Source organism: Metabacillus mangrovi (assembly GCF_009711125.1).
GTDB lineage: Bacteria > Bacillota > Bacilli > Bacillales > Bacillaceae > Metabacillus_B > Metabacillus_B mangrovi.
Window position 1 is genome coordinate 664,833 of sequence record NZ_WMIB01000001.1, and the last position, 26,781, is coordinate 691,613.

Below are 26,781 nucleotides of genomic sequence, written 5' to 3' on the forward strand. Positions count from 1 at the left end.
TTCTTCCTCCTTTAAGCTTCAACTTCTCTTACAACAACCCTCATACCTTCTGTTTTAACGACTCTTACCGTTTTCCCTTTGTCAGTATATGTTCCTTCTGAAACCGCATCGATGCGTTCATCATCGATCAGCACAGTTCCGGATGGCCTTAAGGATGTCAGGCACACGCCGGTCTTTCCAAGCAACTCCGACCGGGCGCGGTTTGAAATATAGCCGCTTTTCGTATCAGTAGAATCGGTCAGTATAAACCTTTTTAGAAATTTCATTTTTTTACCAAGCACCCTTGTCATCAGAATAGAAGCAATGGCACAGGCGGCAAGCGCTATGCCGATGGATGCGGCCATCCATCCAGGATGCGCGGCAGAGATATAAAAGCTCCAGCCAATTGCTCCCGCACCAGCAAGACCCAAGATCCCTCCAGGGAGAAATAGTTCCAGAATGAGCAGGAAAATCCCGGCCAGGAAAAAGAGCACCGCGTCCATTCCTGCGAGTCCCGCAGCGATATGTCCAAAGAAAAACAGAAACAATGCGGTTAATCCGATAAAACCGAATACACCAAAACCAGGGGTATACATCTCAAGAAGGAGCCCAAGACAGGCAAGCGTCAGTAAAATAGGAATAACTGCTGGATGAGTTAAAAAGCGGGCAGCATGATCGGCAAATCCCATTTCTGCAGTCCTTGTTTGCTCTTTGGAAATCTCCAGTGACTGCAGGAGTCCATCCAGGGAGTCTGCCTTTCCTTCGGCATACCCTGCTTCAATAGCCTGGTTCCCTGTAAAGGTCAGAAGCTTCCCTTTTTCTGCATTCCATTCCGGCAAATCAACACTGTCATCCGCCATCGCGAGCGCATATTTCGGATCACGGCCGCTGCTCTCGGCCGTTTCTTTCAGTTCGGCCAGCCAGAAGGATTGCGTCTTTTTATCCGCATCGCTCCCATTGCTGCGTATGACAGCAGCTGCCCCGATCTTCGAGCTTTCTTTTACATAGATTTCATCGGTGCTTAAGGCAATGTAAGCCCCCGCTGACAAAGCCCTGGGGTTAATATAGGATAATGAAGGAATGCCTGTTTCTTTTAACTTTCCGGATATATCCATCGCCGCATCAAGTGCGCCTCCCGGTGTATCAATGTCGAGGATGATCCGGGATGCCCGATCTGCTTCAGCCTGTTCGATCGAACGTTCGATAAATCCGGCCATTACACCATCAATTTGAGACCTGACGGGTATAATGACTGCTTTTTTTTCTGCAGCTGCATTGGTTTCCACAGGGAATACAGCCGATACGGCTGCTGCTGCAAAAAGAAAAACGGCTATGGCTGCCCTTTTAATTTCAACCCCCTCCTTAACGTTCCCGCCATTAAGTACTACGTTTCAGTTTAGAAAAAGATTCAAAATTCTATTCATTAATTTGCAAAGAACTGGAATGCGGGCAAATTATTCCTTGTGGAGGAGCAGTAGTTTTTTGCTTTGCTGATTACGGTTTTTCAGATTCATGTTTTGAGATTGGGAGCTGCCGGGGCAGGCGAGAGGAAATATCGGCATCTGAGGCCGAACGGGGCCAATTTCTGCGATTTGAGCAGAAATAGCGGCTCTGGAGACCGGTTTGGACTTTTTCGGTCTCCACGGCCCTTATTTTGCCCTAAATCAGTGTTTCGGGGAGGTTTCGGTCTGGTGGGACGTTATTTTCCGAAATCAGGCCTTCATTAGGGCTATTTTTTAGAAATAGCTGCATCTGAGACCGAACGGGGCCTATTTCTGCGATTTTTGAGGAAATAGCGGCTCTGGAGACCGGTTTGGTGCTTTTCCGGTCTCCACGGCCCTTATTTTGCCTTAAAGCAGCGTTTTGGGGAGGTTTCGGTCTGGTGGGACGTTATTTTCAAAAATCCGGCCTTCATTAGGGCTATTTTTTAGAAATAGCTGCATCTGAGACCGAACGGGGCCAATTTCTGCGATTTTTGAGGAAATAGCGGCTCTGGAGACCGGTTTGGTGCTTTTCCGGTCTCTACGGCCCTTATTTTGCCTTAAAGCAGCGTTTTGGGGAGGTTTCGGTCTGGTGGGACGTTATTTTCCGAAATCAGGCCTTCATTAGGGCTATTTTTTAGAAATAGCTGCATCTGAGACCGAACGGGGCCAATTTCTGCGATTTTCTGAGGAAATAGCGGCTCTGGAGACCGGTTTGGCACTTTTCCGGTCTCCACGGCCCTTATTTTGCCTTAAAGCAGCTTTTTGGGGAGGTTTCGGTCTGGAGGGACGTTATTTTTCGAAAACTGGCCTTATAGCGGGCCATTTCTCACAAATAGCTGCATTTGAGACCGTTCGAAGCCGATTTCTGCGATTTTTGAGGAAAAAGCGGCTCTGGAGACCGGTTTGGTGCTTTTCCGGTCTCCACGGCCCTTATTTTGCCTTAAAGCAGCGTTTTGGGGAGGTTTCGGTCTGGAGGGACGTTATTTTTCGAAAACTGGCCTTCATTAGGGCTATTTTATAGAAATAGCTGCATCTGAGACCGAAAGGCTCCAATTTCTGCGATTTTTGAGGAAATAGCGGCTCTGGAGACCGGTTTGGCACTTTTTCGGTCTCCACGGCCCTTATTTTGCCCTAAATCAGTGTTTCGGGGAAGTTTCGGTCTGGTGGGACGTTATTTTCCGAAATCCGGCCTCCTAGCGGGCCTTTTCTTACAAATAGCTGCATCTGAGACCGAAAGGCTCCAATTTCTGCGATTTTTGAGGAAATAGCGGCTCTGGAGACCGGTTTGGTGCTTTTCCGGTCTCCACGGCCCTTATCATTTAGCCATCGCACCACACTGGTCCTGCTGCAGCTTCAAACGGCAGCCGTCTTGCAAATAAAAAACACTCTGTCCGGGGACAGAGTGTTTTGCTGATTTTATTTAGACAGCTGCTGCTGTACAAGCTTGTTGACAAGGGAACCGTCTGCTTTGCCTTTTACCTTTGGCATGATCGCAGCCATTACCTTGCCCATTTCAGCTTTGGAAGAGGCCCCGGTTTCATCTATCGCATGATTGATGATGGCGAGCAGTTCTTCCTCTGCGAGCTGTTCAGGCATGTAATCATTCACTATCTTAATTTCAGCTTCAAGTTTATCTACCAAATCAGAACGATCAGCGTTTTTGAATTCCTGGAGGGAGTCCTTGCGTTGTTTAAGTTCACGAGACAGGATGGTAAGTTCCTCGTCTTCAGACAGTTCGGATTTATTGAGCTTGATCGCTTCATTTTGCATAGAAGCCTTCATCATTCGTATAACCGTGAGCCTGTCTTTGTCTTTGTTCCTCATCGCTTGCTTCATGTCCTGATTTAAACGATCAAGAAGACTCATGCATTACACCCTCTTTTAGAATTTGCGCTTTCTCGCTGCCTCTGATTTCTTTTTGCGCTTTACGCTCGGTTTTTCATAAAATTCACGCTTTCTTGCTTCCTGCAACGTGCCTGTTTTAGAAACGGAACGTTTAAAGCGGCGAAGAGCATCTTCAAGCGATTCATTTTTCTTAACTACTGTTTTAGACATGCTATTTCCCTCCCTCCGAATACACCAATCGACGAATGTTTCAAAGTAGCCATGCTTATTTAAACATGTACTTTGCCATTATAATATAATCGGGGAGTATGGTCAACCAAAACCTGCATAATATCAGGCTGTAATGGAAATGTACGGCTGCCGCTCCCGATTAGTAGTCTGAGCCGGAAGTTCCGCCGCTGACAATGCTGATTCCGGCACTTGCTCCAATTCTGGTAGCACCTGCATTGATCATCTTTTCAGCACCTTCACGGTCACGAACTCCGCCAGACGCTTTGACGCCAAGTCCAGGTCCGACTGTTTTTCTCATCAGAAGGATGTCTTCTACTGTGGCACCGCCTGTTGAGAAGCCAGTGGATGTTTTGACAAAATCCGCTCCGGCTTTTACGGAAAGTTCGCAAGCCCGGACTTTTTCTTCATCCGTAAGAAGGCAGGTTTCAATAATGACTTTCGTCAATGCTTTCCCTTTCGCAGCCTCTGTTACCGCGCGAATGTCTCTTTCCACCAGCTCGTTGCTGCCGTCTTTCAAGGCGCTGATGTTGATTACCATGTCCACTTCTGTGGCTCCTTTTTCAATGGCGTCCTTTGTTTCGAATGCTTTCGTTTCAGGTGTGGATGCACCTAGAGGGAAGCCGATGACTGTACATACTTTTACGTCTGTCCCTTCCAATAGCGCTGCACATGTTTCAACCCATGCCGGGTTCACACATACGGAAGCAAAATGGTATTCTTTTGCCTCTGCGCAAAGCTTCTCAATCTGGTCTTTTGTCGTGTCCGCTTTTAAAGCTGTATGATCTATCATTTTAGCCATATTTTCAGTCATTCGTATCTTCCTCCTGATTAAGTGGTCTGACATCATGCCTCTTCTATTATACATAGACAAGTTCATTCCGTCATATACAAAAAAGCGGAAACAGTATTTTCGCAGGACAGAAAACATTTGGAAAATTCGCCTTTTGACCGCAGCCGGCAGGCGTTCGCGGCAGTGATTTTCTTAGCCGTTGAGCCCCTTCGGAATCTTACTGCTCTCAAGCTCAAAGTCTCAAGCATGCCGCTTTGATTTGTGAAAAATCAAATCCTTAACCTAAAAAAACAAGGAAATGCGTGTCTGCATTCCCTTGTTCTATCCCGGCAAGCAGGAATCTGCGTTAGGAGCTTAGACGAATCGATTCAGATCCTTCATCCATCACTCTTACGAACTGTCCTTCGCTGAATGGGTAGCCCGCTTTTTCAATTTTGACGCGGACAATCTGGCCGACCATTTCTTCAGAAGCTTTGAAGACCACTTTCAGGTAATTGTCTGTATAGCCCGCATACAATCCGCTTCCGGGTGCGTCCTTAAACTCTTCTTCAGGAATGACTTCAAGAACTTCTCCTTCAAATGTGGAAGCATATTCTTTTGCCAGTTGATCTGAAAGTTCGATTAGACGGTGAACCCGCTCGTTTTTGACTTCTTCATCCACCTGGTCTTCCATTCTTGCAGCAGGTGTGCCTGTCCGCTTGGAATATGGGAAGACGTGAAGTTCAGAGAATTGATGCTCTTTAATAAAATTGTACGTTTCCATAAATTCTTCTTCGGTTTCTCCTGGGAACCCTACAATAACATCCGATGTCACAGCAAGGCCGGGCAGTGCTTTTTTGAGACGGACTAGACGCTCGGCGAAAAACTCCATCGTGTATTTCCTTCTCATCCGCTTCAGAACGGTGTTGGAAGCAGATTGTATCGGAATATGAAGATGGCGTACGATTTTATCAGACTTGTCCAGGACTTCAATCACTTCGTCCGTGATCTGGCTTGCCTCGATGGAAGAAATACGGATTCTCTTCAGTCCTTTAACCTGTTCATCCAGGTCGCGAAGCAGGGCTGCGAAATTATAATCCTTCATATCTTCACCGTAGCCGCCGGTATGGATGCCTGTCAGGACAATTTCTTTGTAGCCTGCATCCACAAGCTGCTGGGCCTGCCTGATGACTTCCTGCGGATCTCTTGAGCGCATGAGACCGCGGGCCCATGGAATGATGCAGAAGGTGCAGAAATTATTACAGCCTTCCTGAATTTTCAGGGATGCCCTCGTCCGGTCTGTAAAGGCAGGAACATCGAGCTCCTCGTATGTTCTTGCTTTCATGATGTTGCTTACTCCGTTGATCGGCTGTCTTTCTTCACGGAACTGATCGATGTAATCAAGCATTTTCACACGGTCCTGTGTGCCGACTACAATATCGACACCCGGAATAGCCATGATCTCTGCCGGAGACGTTTGTGCATAACAGCCTGTAACACAGATGACGGCATCCGGATTCTGGCGGATGGCCCGGCGGATGACCTGCCTGCTCTTCTTGTCTCCTGTATTGGTAACCGTGCACGTATTGATTACGTAAACGTCACTTGAACTCTCATATTCTTTTCTCTCATAGCCGGCCTCTTTAAAGAGCTGCCAGATGGCTTCGGTTTCATAATGGTTTACTTTGCAGCCTAGTGTATGAAACGCAACAGATGCCATAGTTCTTCACCTCATTAATTCAAAATGGTAGGAAACGGCCGCCAGCGCATAAAGCGGGGCTGTTTCCGCCCTTAATATCCGCGGGCCGAAGCCTGCGGGGATAAATCCGTTTTCCTGAAGGGTCTTCATCTCTTCCGCGGTAAACCCGCCTTCAGGACCGGTCGCAACAAGCAGTGTCTGTCCGGGAGAAAGTGCGTCAAGAGCCTTTGAAAATGCACTCTTTTCACCCTGTTTGGCTAATTCTTCATAAGCGGCAATCTTCACATCATAATCCTTTGAAGTTAGCAGTAATTCTTTAAGCGAAACGGGATCATGGACTTGAGGGATGACGTTCCGATACGATTGCTCCGCTGCTTCCTTCGCAATTTTCTGCCAGCGCTCAGTCTTCTTCCTGGATTTTTTGTCATCCAATTTTACTACAGAACGAGCCGCATTAAAAGGGATAAACCTGGCAGCGCCAAGCTCTGTCCCTTTTTGGATAATCAGATCCAGCTTATCCCCTTTAGGCAGCCCGCATGCAAGTACCGTTTGAACCGGCAGTTCTTTATCGGCAGTAATCCACTCTTTAACCGTACATCTGGCTTCCCCATCTGTTGCTTCAGCCAGCGTGCACAATGCTTCTTCCCCATCCGAAGTCACCCAGACAGCTGCATCGCCCTCGCGCATCCGCATGACCTTAATCATATGATGCAGGTCATCCCCTTTTACAGTAAAGGAATCCCTCAATTCTTTTCTTGAAGCCTCAATAAAATAGCGCTGCATGGCATTCCCTCCAGCCTGTGTTTAAAAAAATGGGAAGGGGCGGCTGAAGAAGCCTGCCCCCGCCTTCGTTTATTTTTTTGCCAGAAAAGCGACCCAGTCTTCCATGACGACTGTTTCAGCGATCTCAAATCCTGCTTCTACAAGTGCATCACGGACCTCATTTTTCCGGTTCAGGATAATGCCTGACGTGATAAACCAGCCTCCATCCTTCACCAGCCGGTAGGCGTCATCTGTGAATTTAAGGATGATTTCAGCTAAAATGTTCGCCACAATGACATCAGCCGGAGCTTCTATCCCGCGCAGGAGATCATTCTGGAACACTTCAGCTTTGTCCTGAACCTTGTTCAGAGTGACGTTCTCCTTTGCGCTCTCCACCGCCACCGGGTCAAGATCCATCGCGCGTACCGTTTCAGCACCGAGCATGGCAGATGCAATGCTCAGCACTCCCGATCCGGTTCCAACATCGATTACATGGCTGCCTTTTTTCACGGTCCGCTCCAATGCCTGAATGCACAGCACCGTTGTAGGATGAGTACCTGTCCCGAAAGCCATGCCCGGGTCCAGCTCGATGATCAGCTCATCCGAATGGACGGGCTCGTACTCCTCCCAGGTGGGGACAATCGTGAACTTCTCAGAAATTTTGACTGGATGATAGTATTTCTTCCAGGCTGTTGCCCAGTCTTCCTCGCTGACTTCGCTCGTTGTGATTTCCTTTGATCCGGCATTAATGCCATATTGGACTAAATTCTCAATTGAATGGGCGATTCCTTCAACTGTCTCAGCAAGGAAACTGTTCATCGGCAGATAAGCTTTGACAATTACCCCTTCTGAAGGGTAATCGTGCGGATCAAGGTGGTAGATTTCTCCATACACACTCTCTCTATCCTTGAGCAAGTCCGCCCGGTCTTCAATTACAACCCCGCTGGCTCCTGCTTCATGCAAGATGTTAGAGATGGGTTCTACTGCTTCTTGTGTTGTATGGATACTGATTTCCGACCATTTCATCCTCTGCCAACTCCTTTGTATTTAGTCGCCTTTAATGGCCCGCTTGACTTTGTCAAAAAAGCTCTCTTCGTTTTCGTCCGGACGGTTGCCGGTCGTCTCTGCAAATTGACGCATCAGGTCTTTCTGCTTCTCTGTCAGGTTTGTCGGAGTCACGACTCGAACCACAATGTGCTGGTCTCCCTGGCCGTATCCGCGTACATTTGCGATCCCCTTGCCTTTCAGACGGAATTTGGTTCCTGCCTGAGTGCCGGCCGGCACCTTCAATTTTACTTTCCCATGAAGGGTCGGAATCTCAATTTCATCTCCGAGCGCTGCCTGGACAAAAGTGAGCGGCATCTCACAGTACACATCATCGCCGTCACGCTCAAAGAAATCATGTTTTCTAATCTGGAATACAACATATAGGTCGCCTGCAGGACCTCCGTTTACACCCGGTTCGCCCTGTCCGGAAACACGGAGCTGCTGGCCGTCGTCTACACCGGCTGGAATGTTCACTTTGATTTTCTTCCTGCGCTGGACGGTTCCGTCTCCGCCGCAGGTAGAACATTTATGCTTGATCATTTTTCCGGTTCCGCTGCAGTAATGGCAGACTCTGCGGTTTACTATGCGGCCAAACGGAGTGTTTTGTTCCACGTTCAGCTGGCCTGATCCTCCGCAATGGGAGCACGTCTCCGGTGAAGTACCCGGTTTTGCGCCTGATCCATGGCACGTGTCGCACGATTCATCCCGGGGAATTTCAATTTCTTTTTCCAGACCGAATGCGGCTTCCTCAAATTTAAGCGTCATCGTGTATTGCAGATCGGCTCCTTGACGCGGAGCATTCGGATCTCTTCGTCGTCCGCCGCCGCCTCCGAAAATAGAGCTGAAAATATCATCAAACCCGAAGCCTCCGCCAAAGTCTCCACCCTGTCCGCCGAATCCCTGATTCGGATCTGTATGGCCAAACTGGTCGTAATGGCTCCGTTTCTGGTCATCACTTAATGTTTCATAGGCTTCTTTAACTTCTTTAAATTTCTGATCGGCATCAGCCTCTTTGTTGATATCAGGGTGATACTGTTTCGAAAGTTTGCGGTAGGCGCGCTTGACCTCCTCTTTCGAAGCACCTTTGCCGATGCCGAGCACATCATAGTAGTCTCGCTTACTCATAATCCTCTCACTCCCGATTTCTCACATAAAGTAAATTGTATCATTTTAGCGGTGCCTGAAGCAATGAAATTCAGAATCCCTTTGGCCAGGATACCAGCTGATTTTTCACGGCTTCCATATTCTATTCTTCATGCCCAGCCCTGTTCAGTAAAAAAAGCCAAAGTCAAGGCAAGCCTGACTTTGACTTTTCTGGGTCAAAAACTCTTATTTTTTGTCGTTGTCGTCTACTTCTTCGTAATCGGCGTCCACAACGTTGTCGTCCTGGTTCTGAGAAGCGCCTTCCTGGCCTTGCTGAGCCTGCTGTGCCTGCTCATAAAGCTTCACGGAAAGCTGCTGGACAATTTCCTGCAGTTCGTCTTTCTTTGCTTTGATTTCCTCAAGCTCATTTTTCTCGATTGCGGCTTTGAGGGCGTCTTTCGCGTCATTCGCTTTTTTCACTTCTGCTTCGTCCACTTTGCCTTCAAGGTCTTTCAGTGTTTTTTCAGCAGTGAATACAAGCTGGTCCGCTTCATTGCGTGTTTCTACTTCTTCTTTACGCTGTTTGTCAGCATCTGCGTTAACTTCTGCTTCTTTTACCATGCGTTCGATCTCGTCATCGCTGAGACCGGTAGAAGATTTGATCGTGATGGTTTGTTCTTTGTTCGTGCCAAGGTCCTTCGCACGTACATTCACAATCCCGTTTTTATCGATATCAAAGTTCACTTCGATCTGCGGAACTCCTCTAGGTGCCGGAGGAATATCCGTGAGCTGGAAGCGGCCGAGTGTTTTGTTGTCCGCTGACATCGGGCGCTCTCCTTGAAGAACGTGGATATCTACAGCAGTCTGGCTGTCAGCAGCTGTTGAGAACACCTGTGATTTGCTTGTAGGAATCGTTGTATTCCGCTCAATCAGCTTCGTGAACACTCCGCCCATTGTCTCAATACCAAGGGACAGTGGAGTTACGTCAAGCAGAACCACATCTTTAACATCTCCAGTGATTACTCCGCCCTGGATGGATGCACCAAGTGCCACGACTTCGTCCGGGTTAACTCCTTTATGAGGATCTTTTCCGGTTTCTTTCTTGATCGCTTCCTGTACAGCCGGAATCCGTGTAGAACCGCCGACGAGGATGACTTTATCAAGCTCAGACTTGGAAATCCCTGCATCCTGAAGCGCTTGTCTTACAGGAGACATTGTTCTTTCAACAAGGTCTGACGAAATTTCATCAAACTTCGCTCTTGTCAGGTTCAGTTCAAGGTGAAGAGGTCCTGCCTCTCCAGCTGTGATGAACGGAAGAGAGATTTGAGTGGACGTTACTCCTGAAAGGTCTTTCTTCGCTTTTTCAGCAGCATCCTTCAAACGCTGAAGCGCCATTTTATCTTTAGAAAGGTCGATGCCGTTCTCTTTTTTGAATTCAGCAACAAGATGATCGATGATCACCTGGTCAAAGTCGTCTCCGCCGAGACGGTTGTCACCGGCTGTTGAACGGACTTCAAACACGCCGTCGCCAAGCTCAAGAACAGACACGTCAAATGTACCGCCGCCAAGGTCGTATACGAGGATTGTCTGATCCTCATCCTGCTTGTCAAGACCATAGGCAAGTGCTGCAGCCGTCGGCTCATTGATGATCCGCTCTACTTCAAGACCTGCGATGCGTCCGGCATCTTTAGTAGCCTGGCGCTCTGCATCGTTGAAGTAAGCAGGAACTGTGATAACGGCTTTTGTAACCGTTTCGCCCAGGTAGCTTTCCGCGTAGGATTTCAAGTGCTGAAGAATAACAGCTGAAATTTCCTGAGGTGTGAAGTTCTTGCCCTCGGCTTCTACTTTATAGTCCGTTCCCATGTGGCGTTTGATGGACATGATCGTGTTTGGATTCGTGATTGCCTGGCGCTTTGCCACTTCCCCTACCTGACGCTCTCCGTTCTTAAAAGAAACAACCGAAGGAGTCGTACGGTTTCCTTCCGGATTAGGGATCACTTTCGGTTCTCCGCCTTCAAGAACCGCAACACAAGAGTTTGTCGTACCTAAATCGATACCAATAATTTTGCTCATACTGCTACCTCCTCAAGAATATGTATATTTATTGGCTTACTTTAACCATGGAAGGGCGGATTACCCTGTCCTTCAGCTTATAGCCTTTTTGGAATTCTTCAATTACAGTGTTCGGCTCATAGCCTTCTTCTTCAGCCTGCATGACAGCCTGATGGAACTGAGGATCGAATGGTTTTCCGACGGTCTCGATTTCCTCGACTCCTTCAGCTTTCAGAGCGGAAACCAATTGGCGGTGAACCATTTCCATCCCTTGAAGCAGGGATTTCGTCTGTTCATCAGCAGCCTCTACTTTCAAGGCTCTTTCAAAGTTATCAAGTGCCGGCAATATTTCTGATACAAGGCTTTGGGCACGGTACTTCTGAGCAGCCTCAGCGTCCATTCTCGCCCTGCGCTTGTAGTTTTCAAAATCCGCCTGAACTCTCAGCAGCTTGGTCTCGTACTCTTCTGCTTTCGCTTCCAGAGATGCGATTTTTCCAAGGGCTTCTTCCAGTTCACTGCTTTCGTTCTTCTCTGAAGGAGCATCATGCTGCTCAGATGTTTCCTCCTCTGAAAGAGCGGACTGTTCAGTTTCTAAATCTTTCAGGTCTTTTTCGTTTTCCACAATCTTTCACCTCCCTTAAATGCATGGGAAAGGGGATGGGCCGGGCCTAGTCCCCCATCCTTGTTCTTCAAGCGGGTCCTGTCAGCCATGGTATTGATCCGAGACCGCTTTTGATAATCCGCGGGCCACGTTCTGAAGCAGGCTGACCACCCTTGAGTATTCCATCCTCGTAGGGCCGAGAATCGCAATCGTGCCGATGGTTTTATTATCGAGCGAATAAGCTGCAGTAATGAGACTGCAGTATTCCATCGCAGAAATCTGATTTTCCCTTCCGATGGAAATGGATAGTCCAGCATCCCTGCCGCTCAGCAATTTATAGAACAGCCTTTCTTCATCGATCATTCTCAAGAGGGTTTTCACCTTATCGAGATCACTGAATTCGGGCTGGTTCAGCATATTGGTTTTGCCGCCGAAGAAAAGCTTCTCCTGATGGGTCCCGGGCAGCAGACTGTCTTCAAACAGTTTAAGAAACTGTCCATAATTTTCAATATGAGCTTTAAGGATGCTCGCTACTTCCTTGTACATTTTATCCTTAAGTTCCGAAAGTGAAACCCCGGAGAGCCGCTCATTGAGAATATTGACTACTTTTTCGATGTCTCCCGGACGGACTGTTTCCGGAAGCGAGATCTGCCTGCTTTCAACATGGCCGGTGTTCGTAACCATGATGGCTACCGCAGTGTGATCACTGAGCGGGATAATCTGCAGATTTTTCAGCTGATTCTCATTCACTTTAGGCCCGAGGACAATGGTCGTGTAATTGGTCATATCCGAAAGGATCTGAGCTGATTTCTGGACCATTTTCTCCAGTTCAAAAATCTTTTCTTCAAAAAGGGATTTAATCAGCCTTGCCTCGCTGTTTGCCAGCCTCTTCGGGGAAAGCAGATGATCCACGTAATATCTGTATCCTTTTTCAGAAGGCACGCGCCCGGATGAGGTATGTGGCTTCTCAATAAAGCCCAGCTCCTCAAGATCCGCCATTTCATTGCGGATGGTTGCCGAGCTGAACGAGATCCCGCCTTTTTTGGAAAGAGTTCTTGACCCGACAGGCTGGGCAGACTGTATGAAGTCATCAACAATTACCTGAAGGATCAGCAATTGACGATCAGTAAGCATCTGTCATCACCTCTGTTAGCACTCGTATATGCTGAGTGCTAATACTACATACAAATTATCAAAACCCTAAAAAAAAGTCAACGGCAACGACTTGTTTTTTTGCTGTTCAGGATTGGCCGATAAAGGATTGGAATACTTCATTGCCCAGCAGCTTCCCGCGGGCCGATAAATAAATTGATTCTCCATCTTCTTCAAGCAGCCCTTTGGCCTTTTGCTCCTGTACAGGAAGACCGAATACATTGTGGAGTTCCCGGCTGAATTTTTTCTTAAACCTGTTCTTGCTGACACCCTCTGCTTTCCTTAGTCCCAAAAACAGCTCCTCTTCCATCCGTTCTGCTTCCGTTACCTCGTGACGGGACAGAACAGGGGAACGGGTTTCCTCAATGAGCGTCATGTATTTTTTCAGGGGCCCTGCATTGACCTCTCTCATCCCATTTACATACCCATGTGCTCCCGCACCAAATCCAAAGTACTCCTCGTTGTCCCAGTAAGTCAGATTGTGTCTGCTTTCCATTCCGGGCAGCGCAAAATTGCTGATCTCGTATTGATGGAATCCTTTGCTTTCCATTTTCCGCATCAGCAGCTCGTACATTCCCGCTTCCTCCTCCTGAGGCGGCAGGGGGAGCTTCCCTTTTTGCATAAGGTTGTAAAAGATGGTCTTTGGTTCAATGATTAAGGAGTAGGCCGAAAAGTGCTGTACATCCAGGCTCAGTGCGAGATCCAGTGAACGGTTAAAATCATCAGCCGTCTGTCCGGGGAGACCGAACATCAAATCAATGCTCAGGTTATCAAACCCAGCTCTTTTGGCATCCTCGACGGTGCGGAACACATCCTGTTCCCTGTGCACCCGGCCGATCTTCTCAAGCAGATGGTCCTCAAAGCTCTGCACACCGATGCTGAGCCGGTTTACTCCCGCTTGCTTCAATAGCTTCATTTTTTCGAACGACAGATCTCCCGGATTTGCTTCCACCGTATACTCCAGGCTGTGAGCGGGAACGAGGTGCTCACTGATCAGTTCTGTCAGCTGGGCGAGCTGCCTTTCATTCAATGCTGTAGGCGTGCCTCCCCCGATGAAAATCGTTTCAAGCTTTTCTTTATCATGACGTTCCATAACAGATTGAATTTCTTGTTTGAGGTGATCCAGATAGGCTTCCACCGGCTGGTTCTGGATAAAAATTTTATTAAAATCGCAATAGTGGCAGATATACTCGCAAAACGGAATATGCACGTAAGCTGCTTTCACCATGGGAATTTCTCCTTTAATGGAAGATGCCGCAGAATCTCTGCGGCACCCCTTTTTAGTATTTTCATACGGATCAGTTGTCGTCCATTTTCAAAACGGCCATGAAGGCTTCCTGAGGAACTTCCACGGAGCCGACCATCTTCATTCGTTTCTTCCCCTCTTTTTGCTTTTCGAGAAGCTTTCTCTTACGGGAAATATCTCCTCCGTAGCATTTGGCAAGAACGTTCTTTCTCATCGCTTTAATTGTGGAACGGGCAACGATTTTCTGGCCGATCGCCGCCTGGATGGGAACCTCGAAGTGCTGGCGCGGAATCAGTTCTTTCAGTTTTTCAACAATGATTTTCCCTCTGTCATACGCGCTGTCCCGGTGGACAATGAAGGAGAGGGCATCAATTGTTTCAGCATTTAAAAGAATATCCATTTTTACAAGCTTGGATTCCTTATAGCCGATCAGCTCATAATCAAAGGACGCATACCCCTTCGTGCTTGACTTAAGCTGATCAAAAAAGTCATAGACGATCTCGGACAACGGAATTTCGTAAATGATGCTGACACGGTTCTCATCAAGATACTGCATGTCCCCGAATATTCCCCGTTTTCCCTGGCAAAGCTCCATTACAGCCCCTACATAATCGTTTGGAACCATGACAGTCGCTTTAACATAAGGCTCCTCAATTCTGTCAATCTTCTGGGGATCCGGCATATTGGACGGATTGTCGATCCGGATTTCCTCGCCATCCGTCAGGAACACGGTATAGATAACACTTGGCGCCGTGGTGATCAAGTCAATGTTAAATTCGCGTTCGATCCGCTCCTGAATGATTTCCATATGGAGGAGTCCGAGGAATCCGCAGCGGAACCCGAATCCGAGTGCCTGTGAAGTCTCCGGTTCATATTGAAGGGCCGAGTCGTTCAGTTCAAGCTTCTCGAGCGCTTCCCGCAGATCGTTGTATTTTGCCGTATCGATCGGGTACAGGCCGCAGTATACCATCGGGTTAAGGCGGCGGTAGCCCGGCAGCGGTTCAAGTGCACCGTTTTTGGCGCTTGTTATGGTGTCACCTACCCGAGTGTCCCCGACATTTTTAATGGCTGCAGTCAAAAACCCAACATCTCCGACAGTCAGCTCATCCTTCATGACAGCCTTTGGTGTGAAGACACCAAGCTCAAGCACTTCGAATTCTTTTCCGGTGGCCATCATTTTAATTTTTTGGCCGACCTTGACTGACCCTTCCATGATCCGGATATACGCAACTACACCCCGGTAGGAATCATAGAGAGAATCAAAAATCATCGCTTTAAGCGGGCCATCCGGATCTCCTGACGGAGCCGGAACCTTTTCCACTACTTGTTCAAGGATTTCCTCGATCCCGATGCCAGCTTTTGCTGAAGCAAGCACGGCTTCTGAAGCATCCAGTCCGATGACATCCTCGATTTCCTGGCGGACACGCTCCGGTTCAGCACTCGGCAAGTCAATTTTATTGATGACCGGCAGAATTTCCAGATTGTTATCCAGGGCCAGGTATACGTTGGCAAGTGTCTGGGCTTCAATACCCTGGGCTGCATCCACAACAAGGACAGCACCTTCGCAGGCGGCCAGACTTCGGGAGACTTCATATGTAAAATCGACGTGTCCCGGTGTATCGATCAGGTGAAAAATATATTCTTCGCCGTCTTTTGCTTTATACGTAAGCTGAACGGCATTCAGCTTGATGGTGATGCCCCGTTCGCGTTCAAGATCCATAGAGTCCAAAAGCTGCGCTTTCATCTCCCTCTGGGTAATCGCAGAGGTTTTCTCGAGAATCCTGTCGGCAAGTGTAGACTTCCCGTGGTCAATATGGGCAATTATTGAAAAATTACGGATTTTAGATTGTCTTTTGTTTTTATCCAGGTTACTCATGATATCCATCACTCCTACAAAACTGCGCATTGCGCTAGCATTGATTATATCAATTGGAAAATCAAGATTCAACTAATGTTTTGAGCTTCCCCGCGGGCATCCGGGGCTGTCCTCATATAAAAACAGCCCTCCGGCTGGCAGCGGGGCCGGCTGGAGGGCTGTTTACACTTACAGATCTTTATAAGGAGTGAAGTTTACTGTGCATTTTTAAAGTACGATATCACTTTGCCGAACAGGGCCTCGATGGAAGCTGCAAGTCCTTTTGCAGCCTCTGAAAGGGGGTTAAATGCATCCATGCTCTCAAGCTGCTCTTTTTTCTTTTCAAAATCATGGCTGGAAACGGATTGGCCAAGAATGGAAGCTTCGACCTCTTTATTTTCCCCGGCTTTTACAGTAAAAGCGCTTTTAAGGTCAGGGTCATCATAGCCCTGGAGGCTTTTCATGCCGCTTCCTGCCATCTGCATACCGGCCAGGACACCGAGAAAAAGGAGCATTCCAACCATTGCTGTCTTGAGCATGAACTTTCCCATTCGATATCATCCCTCACATCTTTATTTCTTCTCGGCCGGCGTACCGCCCTGAACTTTTTCTGCCTGCCAGTAATATTCACTGAAAATGTCTGCAACAGCCTTCGTCGTATTCCTCAGCTCTTCCATATTATTATCCACTCCGCCAAACTCCATAAGCAGGGAATTGCCTGAAAGATCCTGATTGAACAAGCCGTTTGAATTTTTTACTTTTAAGGTTACCCCTTTGCTCAGGCCGGGATATTTCTTCTCAAGCATGCTGTGGAGATTTTTCGCAAGCTCGATATTCTTTTCGCGGTTTGTGTTTTTCCCTCCGACGACAAAAATGAGCTGGGCATAGGCTTTTCCTTTTATCGTGATGGTCGTATCTTTATGCTGCCTTGAATCCCTGTGGATATCGATAAAATAGGCCAGATCTTTTCCGGAGGCGATCGCTTCTTGAATGACCGGTCTCGCTGCAGTATAGGACTGGCTGTATTTCATTCCTTTGTCCTTCAGCAGTTTCTGAATATCTTTTCCTTCAAACCGGGTGCCCACTCCCTGTGCCTCCAGCTCGTCCATCAGCATCTTACTGACAAGTGTTACATTCGCACTTTTATGAAATGCGTCATCTGAGTTTGCAGGCGGGTTTTTAAAGAGCGGTTTGTAGGATTCAGTATTATGCGTGTTGTAAATGTACACAACGTCCCTGCCGCCGGTGGTATTCTCAGGAGCCTTAGCCGCCCCATCCGTTTTTTCAGAAGCCTTTCGCAGCTCTTCGATGGAAGCTTCTCTCTCCTTAAGCTGAACTTCCTCTGGAGGGGCAGATTCAAAGGGGACAATGGTGCTGTAATTACCGGCTGCACCTGCTACGATGATTTCACTGTCGTATAAGGAGAAGCCGGGGAGCTCCCGTCCAAGGAGACTTCTCGGGTCGTTCAGATTGATGCTCGCTGTCATTTTTAAAAACATCGATGACCAGTCTGCCGGTTTACTCTCTTTTGGAAGAGCCTGTGAAAAATAATGATTTTCTGAAGCAATCAAATGAACAAACGCCTCTCCGGCAATACCTCCTGCAAACGTATGGATGGAATCGGATGAAGGCCGGTATTCAGGTTTCAATGAGGTCAGGATGCCTGAGAGAACAAATATCAATACCAGGCCCATGAATGCCGTGATAAAGAGTTTTTTTATGCTTGTCCCCCTGATTGCCATAATTGTATTGGAGCCTGTCCTTTTCATGCGGATCCGTCCTCTCGCAGAATGTCTATTACATTCTATGGACCGTCTGCGAGATTTAGAACCAATTGCTAGTGTGTATACGTCCCTCTATTATCATGGCCGATCTGCCCGTGAAGCGCAGAATTCAGACCGCTTGCGATTACATTGGCCATATCACTGATGAAGACATCCACTTCTTTTGGCGTGACCATCAGGTTGTGTCCAAGAGGATTCAGCACCTCATGAATCAGCGCCCTCTTTTCCTCTTCCGGAAGAGTCCCGATGATTCCAAGGTAGGTCTTCCGCTGCTCTTCGTCGGGAAGATCCTCATCTGTGAGCTTCTTTTTTTCTCCAAAGGTCATTCCGGCAGGGACAAGAGACCTGGAAGGTTTATCCCCCTCTGCCATTTCACGGCCGAAGTGCTTTAAAATATAATCGATCGTGTCACTCGCAATTGTCACCGCATCCACTACTGTAGGAATACCGATCGCAATTACCGGAATCCCCAGCGTTTCATAGCTCAATTCTTTTCTTTTATTCCCAACACCGGATCCGGGGTGGATACCGGTATCCGATATCTGGATCGTGGCATTCACACGTTCAACCGATCTTGCTGCAAGGGCATCAATCGCAATGATAAAGTCCGGCTTGATCCGGTTCACCACACCGAGGATTATGTCACTCGTTTCAATGCCGGTAAGGCCCATTACCCCCGGGGAGATGACACTAACCGGCCGGTAGCCCTCCTGCACATTCTCGGGCTGAAGTTCAAATAAATGCCTCGTTACAAGCAGGTTCTCTGCAGCAATCGGGCCGAGAGCATCCGGTGTTACATTCCAGTTCCCGAGGCCCGCGATCAGGCAGGCAGCATCCTTTTTAATGCCCATATTTTCTATGAACCGGCTGAATTCTTTTGCGAAAACACCGATCACTTCCTGCTGCAATTCCGTATCCTTCTGCCGGATTCCATCTGCCTGAAGGGTTAAATAATTCCCGGCCTTCTTGCCTGTCGCTGCTTCTCCTTCTTTTTTTATTTCAACGGAAGTCAGCTTAATGCCGCCCTCCGTCCGTTCTTTAACGATAACCCCTTCAAGCTCCTCTGACTGCTTCTCCTGAACTGGTTTATTTTCCTGTTTTTCAAGCGCAAGGTCCCTCGCTTCTATGGCAAGATCCGTGCGCACCGTGAAGCTGGATAAATCAAGCGAATCACTCAATTTCTTTTCCCTCCTGGTGTACGTCCTGCTTCTATTTTTTCCAAAGTTGCATCCGGACATTCCGGTTCATTGCTATCAACGAAAATTCCTTGTCAGGGTATTGCATAACGGCACGGTCTCTGATAGAATATCTCTTGTTCTGTATGTTTGAAATGTATCGAGTAAAATAGATCTCGATTGCTTTTTTTAGGAGGTGAAACGGATGCCAAATATTAAATCTGCGATTAAACGTGTAAAAACGAACGATGAGCGCCGCGCTCATAACGCAACAATCAAATCTTCTATGCGTACTGCAATCAAAAGAGTTGAAGCACTAGTTGTGAACAACGATTCTGACAATGCTAAAACAGCTCTTCAAGAAGCTGCAAAAAGAATTGATAAAGCTGCTCAAAGCGGAATCATCCACAAAAACACTGCTTCCCGCTACAAATCCCGTTTGTCAAAACAAGTTAACGGTTTGTCCGCGTAAGCATTGTAAAAAGGCCGGCATATGCCGGCCTTTTTCTTTTGGCTTCTTTTTTTCAGGCTTTCGTGCAAATCCCTTTTCAGCTGTTTTACAGATGAAAGACATCATCCTGTCAATAATGGACTCCCTGTCTGTTCAATTTCATTAAAAACAGCTCCAAGATGAGAACTTTGTCCATGCCGCCTGTTTTCATGCGGTAATCCGCCTCGGCAAGCTCCTTCATCAAATTCTTTAATTCATCCTCACTGAAGGCACCCGTTTGCTGGTAGGCAAGCTTGATCCGAAACGGATGCACCTTAAGAGTACCAGCAATTTGAGGCTGTCCGTACCCTTCCGATGAAAGCTGCTTCACTTGCAGGATGAGGCGGAATTGAGACGTGATCAAAGACAGGATTTTAATCGGCTCCTCGTTTGCCTTGAGCAGGTCATGCAGCACATGGAGGGCTTTATCTGTTTTTCTGCCGGTAACATGGCTCGTCAGTTCAAAAATATTCTGCTCCAGGGTTCTTGCCGTCAGACTGTCAATCAGCGATTTGCTCAAATCCCCGCCAGGCCCTGTATAAGCGGACAGCTTCTTAATCTCCTGGTCCATCATCATCAGACTGCCGTTTGTAAGTGCGATTAAATGCTCTGCCGCTTCTTTGCCGATCTCCGTCTCCTCTGCTGCAGCAAGGGAGCGTGTCCACTGGATCAGCTCCTGTTCAGATAGTGGTTTTGCTTCACCCGCGGCTGCCTTTTTCTTCAGAAGCTTTGTAATCTTTTTCCGCTCATCAAGCTTCTCGTAAGGTGCCTGGATAATCAGGATTGTATAGGGGGCAGGTTCGTTTATGTATTGTTCAAGCCGTGACAGCTGATGCTCCACTTTTTCCTTTTTCTTCTCACCTGTCAAAAAAGATGGGTTTTTTAAGAGCACGACTCTTTTATCACCCATAAACGGAAGGGTCTCGGCATCATCCATGGCAGTCTCAACCGGCGTTTCTTCCATATCGTAGACGGACAGGTTAAAATCCTTTTCTTCCTCCTGTAAGGCGGCGCGGATGATCTTGTCCGCTGATTGCTCCATTAAGTACGTTTCTGTCCCGGTCAAAAGATAAACAGGGGATAGTTGATCTTTCTTGATCTGCTTCCAAAACTGCAGCACTCTCATCCAGCTCCTATGTAAAAACTCTACGTTCATCGTAAAGAGTTTTCCCCTGTTTGGCAAGCTTTTCAAACAGGAACGGAGGAGGGAAGACCCCTCCATCCATCTATAATAAACGCCCGACTGCAGTTCCCGGGATATCGCTGCAGAAAGACGATGCCGCTGCTTTCTTTTAGTGTGGCAGACTGAGCCAGAACTATGGCTGTAAACATCTTCTATTCCGGTGAAATGTTTATTGCAGGATGGATTTTTTTTCTAGTTTCCCTTATACTAATGGGAAACGGGAGGGGTAAATGTGAAAGAAATTGACAAATTGAATGAATTTGAAAAAAACGTACAAAGCAAACGGAATGATGCGGTTGATTCCGGTGTCGGGTTTGCCGTTTCCTTCGGATTTTTTGCAGCCCTTTTCATTATTGCGACTGTTGTCAAGCTGGCCGCATCTTAAAGACCGGATTCAGAGACTGACCTGCAGTCTCTATTTTTTTTGCGCTTTTCAGGATTCCCTTTATCTTATGGAGGATGGGAAACAAAGGTTCCGGATTCTCCGCTAAAAAGATATTGAATGGTGCCCCCTGTATCCGTCCGCAAAGGAACCGTCCCCTCGTCCTCCAGCCTCTTCAGCACTTCTGGATGGGGATGGCCGTACCGGTTCTTCCTCCCTGCAGAAATAATCGCTGTCTCCGGGCTGACAGCTTTTAAAAACTCTTCCGTAGTCGAAGTTTTGCTCCCGTGATGACCGGCCTTCAATACATCGGCATGAAGAGGCACATCCTTTTGCAGCAGCCGACCTTCCCCTTCGGCTCCAAGATCTCCGGTTAAAAGCCACCACTTCCCTCCAAGCCGGAATCTGAGAACGAGTGAATCCTCATTTTTATCTTCGCTGAGCACGCTTGGCGACAGCACTTCAAATTGGATTCCCTTTTCCTTTATCAGTCCCCCTGCACGAACCGCCTGCACAGCTGTTTTTTTCCTTACTGTTTCTTTAATGAGCTCCGCATCAGCAGAATCGCGGACGAACCATTCAGGAATGACGAGTTTCCCGGTCTTGATGCGGCTTAGTATATGCCTGTATTCCCCAACATGATCGTGATCTGCATGTGTTAGAAAAATAGCGTCCACCTTTGTAATTCCTTTTGAGGTGAGATAAGGAAGCAAGGTATACTCGGAAAGTTTTTTCTCCTCTCTCCTCTTCCTCCACTCCTCTCCTTCCGCCTCAAAGGTGAAGGCGCCGCCTGTATCAATGACATACACTCCTTCCCTGTACGGCAATTCGATCACGATGCAATCCCCCTGGCCGACATCAAGGAAAGTGACAGAGCCCTGTGTTTCAAAATAAGGCAAAAGGAGATCCGCCAGTACTAGAGATCCTCCAATCAGCAGAGCCCCTGCTGCTTTGCGCCACCCTTTTTCCACAGCCCAGAGACTATACAAAGCAGCAGCTGTATAAAGGAGTGTTAACGCTGCAGGCGGTTTTCCAAGTGTGAGGAGCAGGGGATCAAAAGCTGCAAAGACGGCGGCCGTCCCGTTCGTCCAGTAAACAGCTGAATCAGCTGCAGCCACAGCGGTATTCCAAAAGGGTGCCTGAAGGAGGGTGAGGACAAAAGCGAGTAGCGAGAGCGGCATAATGAAGAAGGAGTAAAGCGGGACAAAAAGAAAGTTCACGAAAAGACTGGAAAGAGAAAGCTCCCAAAAGGAAGACAGAATGAGCGGGAAGGTTGAAATCATGGAAAGCAGCGTGAGGGAAAAATTTTGCATGCGGGGTCTGCCTCTGTATCTTTTAAGCCAGCCTGCAGAAATCAAGAGGACGGAGCTGATCACAAAGGTCAGCTGAAACCCGGTGAGGAAAAGATGGAGCGGCCGAAAATAAAGCCAGATCAGGAACAGACCCGTTAGAAGCTTTACAGGCGCAGCCTTCGATTTAAGGATAACAAGCAGCAAATACAGTTCCCCTGCAAGCACTGCTCTTGTGACAGACTCTGAACCTCCTGCAAGAATCAGATAGGCAGGAAGGAGGCAGAGGAGAACCCAGGCAGATCCTTCCCTGCTCATCCCCGCTCTTATAAGAACATACCGGCCTGCTGCAGCAAGGAGGGCCACCTGCATCCCCGATATGGCGAGCAGATGAATGATGCCAATCTGCTGATAATCCGCTTCCGTCTGGGACTCAATCCATTCGCGTTCACCGAAAATCAGTGCCTGGACTATCCCCGCTGTATCCGCAGGGAAAACGCGCAGGATAAGATTCAGACCTTCAGACCTCCATTGCAGAAGCTGCGCTTCCGGATCATACTCTTCCCTGCAGTCCATTATTTGGGAAGCCTCCAGGATATAATGGATTCCCTGGACCTGCAGATAATGATGATAATCAAACCCGTTCGGAATCACCGGATGCTGCGGAGGCTTCAGCACTCCCGCTACCGCGCAGGACATTCCTCCCGTCATGGCAGCAAGCTGCTCTTTTTCCGCCTCGTTCTTTATCAGGAAGCGGAGAGGGTAGCTTTGGCCATCTTCTGCTCTCAGCACCGCTTTAAAGAGGGGTCCGTCAGAAGAAGGATGGGTAATGAACATGCCTCTTTCCGAGAACTGCGCCTCTGAAAAAACCACGTTTTTTTGCTCAGCCCATCCGGAGGCTGAATGTGCGAATAATAGAAAGACAGCTGCGGGCAGCAGTGCGGCTGTCCTTTTTTGTCTTGCTGATTGAACAGCTGTAAAGGCAGCAATCACTGTAAAACCTGCCCATTCAGCTGAGTGCCAGCAGGACAGGATTGCGATGGCAGACGCGGCTGCGCACCAAACTGTGTTCACTGAACACCTCCCTGATTTCTTTCAAGCTACGAAGAATGCATCACCCGGTCCGCACGCCGTTTCAGCTCGTCCATTTCTGATTCATCATCTACAAGCTCTTTAATCCGGCTGAGCAAATCGTTCAGCAGTTCATCCTTTTCTCCATCATGCTTTGTTTCACTGTGCTCAACCTGATGAACCTTCACTCCTGCCTGCCTGAAAAGTTCAATGGCATAGGCATGATTTTTATAATCTGCTGAATAAAAGACCGAGCGTATTCCAGCCTGGATAATGGCTTTACAGCACTGCAGGCAAGGGAAGTGTGTGACGTAGATTTCTGCTCCCTCTGTTGGCACACCGAATTTTGCGCACTGGAGGATGGCATTCATCTCTGCGTGAATGGTCCTCACACAATGCCCATCGATCACATAGCATCCTGAATCTATGCAGTGCTCCCCTCCGGCAATCGAGCCATTGTAGCCTCCTGCAATCATTCTTTTTTCGCGCACGATGGTAGCTCCGACTGAAAGTCTTGTGCAAGTACTTCTTAACGCAAGCAAATGGCTCTGGGCCATGAAATATTGATCCCACGATATCCGGTTCATCCTTATATCCCTCCGAACGATTTCTACTGTTATTTTATCGCTGTCTGAAAAGCCCCGTCAAAGGTTAATTCACCACGATCGCATCCTCTAGCTTTTCATACGTCTTATCCCCGATTCCTGAGACCTCCTTCAGCTCATCCGGTGACGAAAAGCCTCCATTCTCCTCCCTGTAGGCGAGAATCGCTTCCGCCTTTGAAGGGCCGATACCCGGCAAGGTCTGCAGTTCATCCAAACCGGCCGTATTCAAATTCACGGCTGCTGTCTCTTCCGTATCTGTCTTTATGCCGGCGGCCGGCTGCGGCAAAGCCTCTTCTCCCTTGGCCGGAATATACACTGCCTCTCCATCTGCAAGTGCGGCTGCAAGGTTTATGGTCTTTCTGTCTGCCGTATCGTGAAGTCCACCTGCCCGCTCTACCGCATCCTTTACCCTGGCACCTTCCTGCAGTTCATAAACACCCGGCTTTTTTACCGCTCCTTTAACATCTACAATATACTTTTTCTCAGGCAGCTCATCTTCTGTTTTCTTTATTTGTTTATCATTCTCAGCTGCAGGTATTCCTGCTGAAGAAATCGCCGCTGCTTCTGGAACCTCAGGAACCCCAGGAACCCCCTGCTCCCGGTCCTGTGCAGTCAGGAACAGAAATGCAGCGCCCGCTGCAATTGCTGCACCGGCAATCAGCATTTTATATTTTTGAAACCAGTCCATTTTTTCACCTCTGATTCTTTTCGGTATAAGGAAAATCATGTATGCATAATGTGTAGGAGAATAGGTTTGCGAAGGAGGGGAAGCCGTTGAGCATCGGTTTTATCGGTACAGGCAACATGGGAAGAATTCTGATAGAGGCTTTTTTGGAGGCAGAGGCTGTCGATCCCTCGTCTGTCTATGTGACGAACCGTACATTGAAGAAGGCTTATCATATACAGTCTGAGTATCCCGCTATCCGAGTATGCGAAAATGCGAAACAGCTTGCAGCATCTTGCTCCATTATTTTTCTCTGCGTAAAACCGCTTGATCTGCATCCTTTGGTCACCGGTCTCAGCAGCTATCTGACGGATGAGCATTGCCTTGTATCCATTACGAGTCCCGTCACTGCCCGCCAGCTTGAAGCTATTTCTCCCTGCCAGACTGCTAGGGTGATTCCAAGCATCACAAACCGCGCTTTGAGCGGTGTGTCTCTTTTTACATTTGGAGAATCGTGTTCCATCGAAAACCGGACTGAGCTCCTGAGGCTGTTCCATTCTATATCAGAACCGGTATTGATCGAAGAAGCCGTTACACGTGCTGCGTCTGATATCGTAAGCTGCGGGCCCGCTTTTTTCAGTTACCTGCTTCAGCGTTTCACAGATGCAGCAGCACTGGAGACACCCATCACGAAAGATACAGCCGTTCAGCTTGCAAGCGGGATGATTATAGGGATGGGGAAGCTGATCGAAAAAGGGCATTATACCCTGCCCGGTCTTCAGGAAAAGGTCTGTGTTAAAGGCGGAGTTACAGGAGAAGGAATCAGTGTACTGGAGAGAGAGCTTGGGGATGTTTTTCAGCAGCTTTTCAGAAAAACCCATGAGAAGTTTGATGAGGACTTGACGCTTGTCGGGGATCAATTCAAGAGCCATCAAAAATAAATATACGACACCTTTCTTCTAATTCCTTCAATTTTTTCAAAAAAAGTTCTGCAGAGCCTCTCCTCCAGGGGCGGGAAGGAAAGCAGGGACCGGCAATATGCCATTCCCTGCTTCTTGCAGCGCAATTTTACAGCGCAAGCACCTTGCTAGTAAGCACCATTGCGCTTCATCCTGCTGGCCCTGCTCAGACTGATGAATTGGCAACCTGAAGAACAAGGGAACCGGACAAGCAGTCATTCAGTGAAGGTGTATTTTCTGGATAAAAAAAAGAACGCTGCACGCGTTCCTCATTTTTTCCTGAAGGCAAAGAACAGCCTTTCTGCTTCATCCAGGAGCAGACCGGGTTTAAAATCAGTAAAATATTCGAGACGTTCGAATCCTGCTTCTTCCGCCCATAAGAGAAGCTCTTCGGGCGGGTATGTCCGCTGCTGATGAAATTCATCCATCCTGCTGTAGCTTCCGTCCTCTTTTTTCACAAAAAAGGTCAGTTCATGTTCAACGGACAACGGACGTTCCCCATTGAAGCATTGCCAGATGAGGCTGACGTCTTCTCCAGCATCCGCAAAGGTAGAGCCTGCCAGGACGTGTTCCATTTTATAAACGGAATGGACATCAAACAAAAGCAGGCCTCCGCTCCGGAGCACCTGATGCACAGAAGTAAATGTTTTCTTTACGTCTTTTTCCTCAAGAAGATAATTCAGGGAATCACAGTTGATGAGGACCGCATCAAAGCTTTCCTCATGACCTTCCAGCTCCCTCATGTCCTGCTGAAAAAATGGAATCTCCATTTTTCTTTCTCCTGATTTTTGGATGGCCAAGGAAAGCATTTCCCCGCTTAAGTCAGCACCGCTCATCTGGTAGCCCTTTTCCTGCAGCAAAACGGTAATTTCTCCTGTTCCGCATGCTAAATCTAGGACTTGATGCACTCCCTCTCCATGCTGCTTTAACAGCGTGTCGATCAGGTCTGCCCATTCCCGGTAAGGCACATCCTCCATCAAATGATCATAGACTCCTGCAAAGCCTTGGTAGATCATACTTCCAGAAGCTTCGCCACATCTTCCGACGGAGCATCTCCCCAAAGCTTTTCGAGGTTGTAATAGGTCCGTTCATCGCGGTGGAAAACATGAGCAATCACATCGCCGAGATCGATTAGAATCCAGCGGGCTTCGTCAAATCCTTCCATTCTTTTCACTGTAATTCCATTTTCATCTGCCTGGTCCTTGATTTCACGTGCGATCGCCTGGACCTGCTTATCCGAATTCCCGTGGCAGATTACAAAGTAATCAGCAATCAGGGACAGCCCCTTCATTTTCAATACGGTCATGTCTTCTGCTCTTTTATCATCTGCTGCCTTGGCAGTCAGCTTTAATAGGTCTTTTTCGTTCATTCTAT

The 26,781-nt window shown here is 47.9% G+C and carries 25 protein-coding genes; 3 read left to right on the plus strand and 22 right to left on the minus strand.

Going from position 1 to position 26,781, the window contains the following annotated elements; genetic code table 11:
* Nucleotides 1-11: 11 nt before the first annotated feature.
* From GKZ89_RS03570 to gpr, 16 genes are all read right to left on the minus strand, one after another.
* A complete protein-coding gene (locus tag GKZ89_RS03570) occupies nt 12-1,328 on the minus strand; it encodes an NfeD family protein (RefSeq protein ID WP_162356456.1) in 1,317 nt (438 codons plus the stop codon).
* 1,551 nt (nt 1,329-2,879) lie between these two features.
* Nucleotides 2,880-3,329 carry a GatB/YqeY domain-containing protein gene (locus GKZ89_RS03575; RefSeq protein ID WP_155110974.1) on the minus strand — a complete coding sequence of 150 codons (450 nt, stop codon included), beginning with the start codon at nt 3,327-3,329 and terminating at the stop codon, nt 2,880-2,882.
* Nucleotides 3,330-3,344: 15 nt separating this feature from the next.
* Complete coding sequence (rpsU, locus tag GKZ89_RS03580; RefSeq protein WP_009791389.1) at nt 3,345-3,518, minus strand: 30S ribosomal protein S21; 174 nt, start codon at nt 3,516-3,518, stop codon at nt 3,345-3,347.
* A 160-nt stretch (nt 3,519-3,678) separates the two neighbouring features.
* Nucleotides 3,679-4,350: a deoxyribose-phosphate aldolase gene (gene deoC, locus GKZ89_RS03585; protein WP_155110975.1), complete on the minus strand. Its 672-nt coding sequence runs from the start codon at nt 4,348-4,350 to the stop codon at nt 3,679-3,681.
* A gap of 325 nt (nt 4,351-4,675) precedes the next feature.
* Entirely contained in the window at nt 4,676-6,028 is a 1,353-nt protein-coding gene (mtaB, locus tag GKZ89_RS03590) for a tRNA (N(6)-L-threonylcarbamoyladenosine(37)-C(2))-methylthiotransferase MtaB (protein WP_155110976.1), read from the minus strand.
* 6 nt (nt 6,029-6,034) lie between these two features.
* The gene (locus GKZ89_RS03595; protein WP_155110977.1) at nt 6,035-6,790 is read right to left on the minus strand and encodes a 16S rRNA (uracil(1498)-N(3))-methyltransferase; all 756 of its coding nucleotides are present in this window, start codon (nt 6,788-6,790) and stop codon (nt 6,035-6,037) included.
* Nucleotides 6,791-6,859: 69 nt separating this feature from the next.
* The gene (prmA, locus tag GKZ89_RS03600) at nt 6,860-7,795 is read right to left on the minus strand and encodes a 50S ribosomal protein L11 methyltransferase (protein ID WP_155110978.1); all 936 of its coding nucleotides are present in this window, start codon (nt 7,793-7,795) and stop codon (nt 6,860-6,862) included.
* Nucleotides 7,796-7,816: 21 nt separating this feature from the next.
* A complete protein-coding gene (dnaJ, locus tag GKZ89_RS03605) occupies nt 7,817-8,941 on the minus strand; it encodes a molecular chaperone DnaJ (protein WP_155110979.1) in 1,125 nt (374 codons plus the stop codon).
* Between the two features lie 204 nt (nt 8,942-9,145).
* Nucleotides 9,146-10,972, minus strand: a complete 1,827-nt coding sequence (gene dnaK / locus GKZ89_RS03610) for a molecular chaperone DnaK (protein WP_155110980.1) — start codon at nt 10,970-10,972, stop codon at nt 9,146-9,148.
* 28 nt (nt 10,973-11,000) lie between these two features.
* Entirely contained in the window at nt 11,001-11,573 is a 573-nt protein-coding gene (grpE, locus tag GKZ89_RS03615) for a nucleotide exchange factor GrpE (RefSeq protein ID WP_430696633.1), read from the minus strand.
* A gap of 81 nt (nt 11,574-11,654) precedes the next feature.
* The gene (gene hrcA / locus GKZ89_RS03620; RefSeq protein ID WP_155110981.1) at nt 11,655-12,686 is read right to left on the minus strand and encodes a heat-inducible transcriptional repressor HrcA; all 1,032 of its coding nucleotides are present in this window, start codon (nt 12,684-12,686) and stop codon (nt 11,655-11,657) included.
* A 106-nt stretch (nt 12,687-12,792) separates the two neighbouring features.
* Nucleotides 12,793-13,932: a radical SAM family heme chaperone HemW gene (gene hemW / locus GKZ89_RS03625; protein WP_155110982.1), complete on the minus strand. Its 1,140-nt coding sequence runs from the start codon at nt 13,930-13,932 to the stop codon at nt 12,793-12,795.
* Nucleotides 13,933-14,002: 70 nt separating this feature from the next.
* Nucleotides 14,003-15,826 carry a translation elongation factor 4 gene (gene lepA / locus GKZ89_RS03630; RefSeq protein WP_155110983.1) on the minus strand — a complete coding sequence of 608 codons (1,824 nt, stop codon included), beginning with the start codon at nt 15,824-15,826 and terminating at the stop codon, nt 14,003-14,005.
* Between the two features lie 194 nt (nt 15,827-16,020).
* A complete protein-coding gene (locus GKZ89_RS03635; RefSeq protein ID WP_155110984.1) occupies nt 16,021-16,356 on the minus strand; it encodes a YqxA family protein in 336 nt (111 codons plus the stop codon).
* Between the two features lie 21 nt (nt 16,357-16,377).
* Complete coding sequence (gene spoIIP, locus GKZ89_RS03640) at nt 16,378-17,574, minus strand: stage II sporulation protein P (protein WP_155110985.1); 1,197 nt, start codon at nt 17,572-17,574, stop codon at nt 16,378-16,380.
* 68 nt (nt 17,575-17,642) lie between these two features.
* On the minus strand, nt 17,643-18,767 hold the full coding sequence (gene gpr / locus GKZ89_RS03645; RefSeq protein ID WP_155110986.1) for a GPR endopeptidase: 1,125 nt from the start codon (nt 18,765-18,767) through the stop codon (nt 17,643-17,645).
* A 202-nt stretch (nt 18,768-18,969) separates the two neighbouring features.
* Between gpr and rpsT the strand changes: the two genes are divergently transcribed.
* Complete coding sequence (rpsT, locus tag GKZ89_RS03650) at nt 18,970-19,236, plus strand: 30S ribosomal protein S20 (protein WP_155110987.1); 267 nt, start codon at nt 18,970-18,972, stop codon at nt 19,234-19,236.
* A 109-nt stretch (nt 19,237-19,345) separates the two neighbouring features.
* On the opposite strand, the gene holA is transcribed toward rpsT, so the two are convergent.
* Complete coding sequence (gene holA / locus GKZ89_RS03655) at nt 19,346-20,374, minus strand: DNA polymerase III subunit delta (protein ID WP_430696638.1); 1,029 nt, start codon at nt 20,372-20,374, stop codon at nt 19,346-19,348.
* A 313-nt stretch (nt 20,375-20,687) separates the two neighbouring features.
* Between holA and GKZ89_RS03660 the strand changes: the two genes are divergently transcribed.
* Complete coding sequence (locus tag GKZ89_RS03660) at nt 20,688-20,822, plus strand: YqzM family protein (protein ID WP_155111111.1); 135 nt, start codon at nt 20,688-20,690, stop codon at nt 20,820-20,822.
* A 65-nt stretch (nt 20,823-20,887) separates the two neighbouring features.
* On the opposite strand, the gene GKZ89_RS03665 is transcribed toward GKZ89_RS03660, so the two are convergent.
* The 3 genes from GKZ89_RS03665 to GKZ89_RS03675 form a co-directional block, all read right to left on the minus strand.
* Nucleotides 20,888-23,182 (minus strand): DNA internalization-related competence protein ComEC/Rec2, encoded by a 2,295-nt coding sequence (locus tag GKZ89_RS03665; protein ID WP_155110989.1) that lies wholly within the window; start codon nt 23,180-23,182, stop codon nt 20,888-20,890.
* Between the two features lie 26 nt (nt 23,183-23,208).
* Nucleotides 23,209-23,766: a ComE operon protein 2 gene (locus GKZ89_RS03670; RefSeq protein ID WP_155110990.1), complete on the minus strand. Its 558-nt coding sequence runs from the start codon at nt 23,764-23,766 to the stop codon at nt 23,209-23,211.
* A gap of 64 nt (nt 23,767-23,830) precedes the next feature.
* Nucleotides 23,831-24,472: a helix-hairpin-helix domain-containing protein gene (locus GKZ89_RS03675; protein WP_162356416.1), complete on the minus strand. Its 642-nt coding sequence runs from the start codon at nt 24,470-24,472 to the stop codon at nt 23,831-23,833.
* Nucleotides 24,473-24,558: 86 nt separating this feature from the next.
* On the opposite strand from GKZ89_RS03675, the gene comER reads away from it, so the two are divergent.
* Nucleotides 24,559-25,389: a late competence protein ComER gene (comER, locus tag GKZ89_RS03680; protein WP_155110992.1), complete on the plus strand. Its 831-nt coding sequence runs from the start codon at nt 24,559-24,561 to the stop codon at nt 25,387-25,389.
* A gap of 287 nt (nt 25,390-25,676) precedes the next feature.
* Here comER and GKZ89_RS03685 read toward each other — a convergent pair whose 3' ends face one another.
* Nucleotides 25,677-26,423, minus strand: a complete 747-nt coding sequence (locus GKZ89_RS03685; protein ID WP_155110993.1) for a class I SAM-dependent DNA methyltransferase — start codon at nt 26,421-26,423, stop codon at nt 25,677-25,679.
* A complete protein-coding gene (rsfS, locus tag GKZ89_RS03690) occupies nt 26,420-26,776 on the minus strand; it encodes a ribosome silencing factor (protein ID WP_155110994.1) in 357 nt (118 codons plus the stop codon). The genes GKZ89_RS03685 and rsfS overlap by 4 nt, the downstream gene beginning before the upstream one ends.
* Nucleotides 26,777-26,781: the final 5 nt, after the last annotated feature.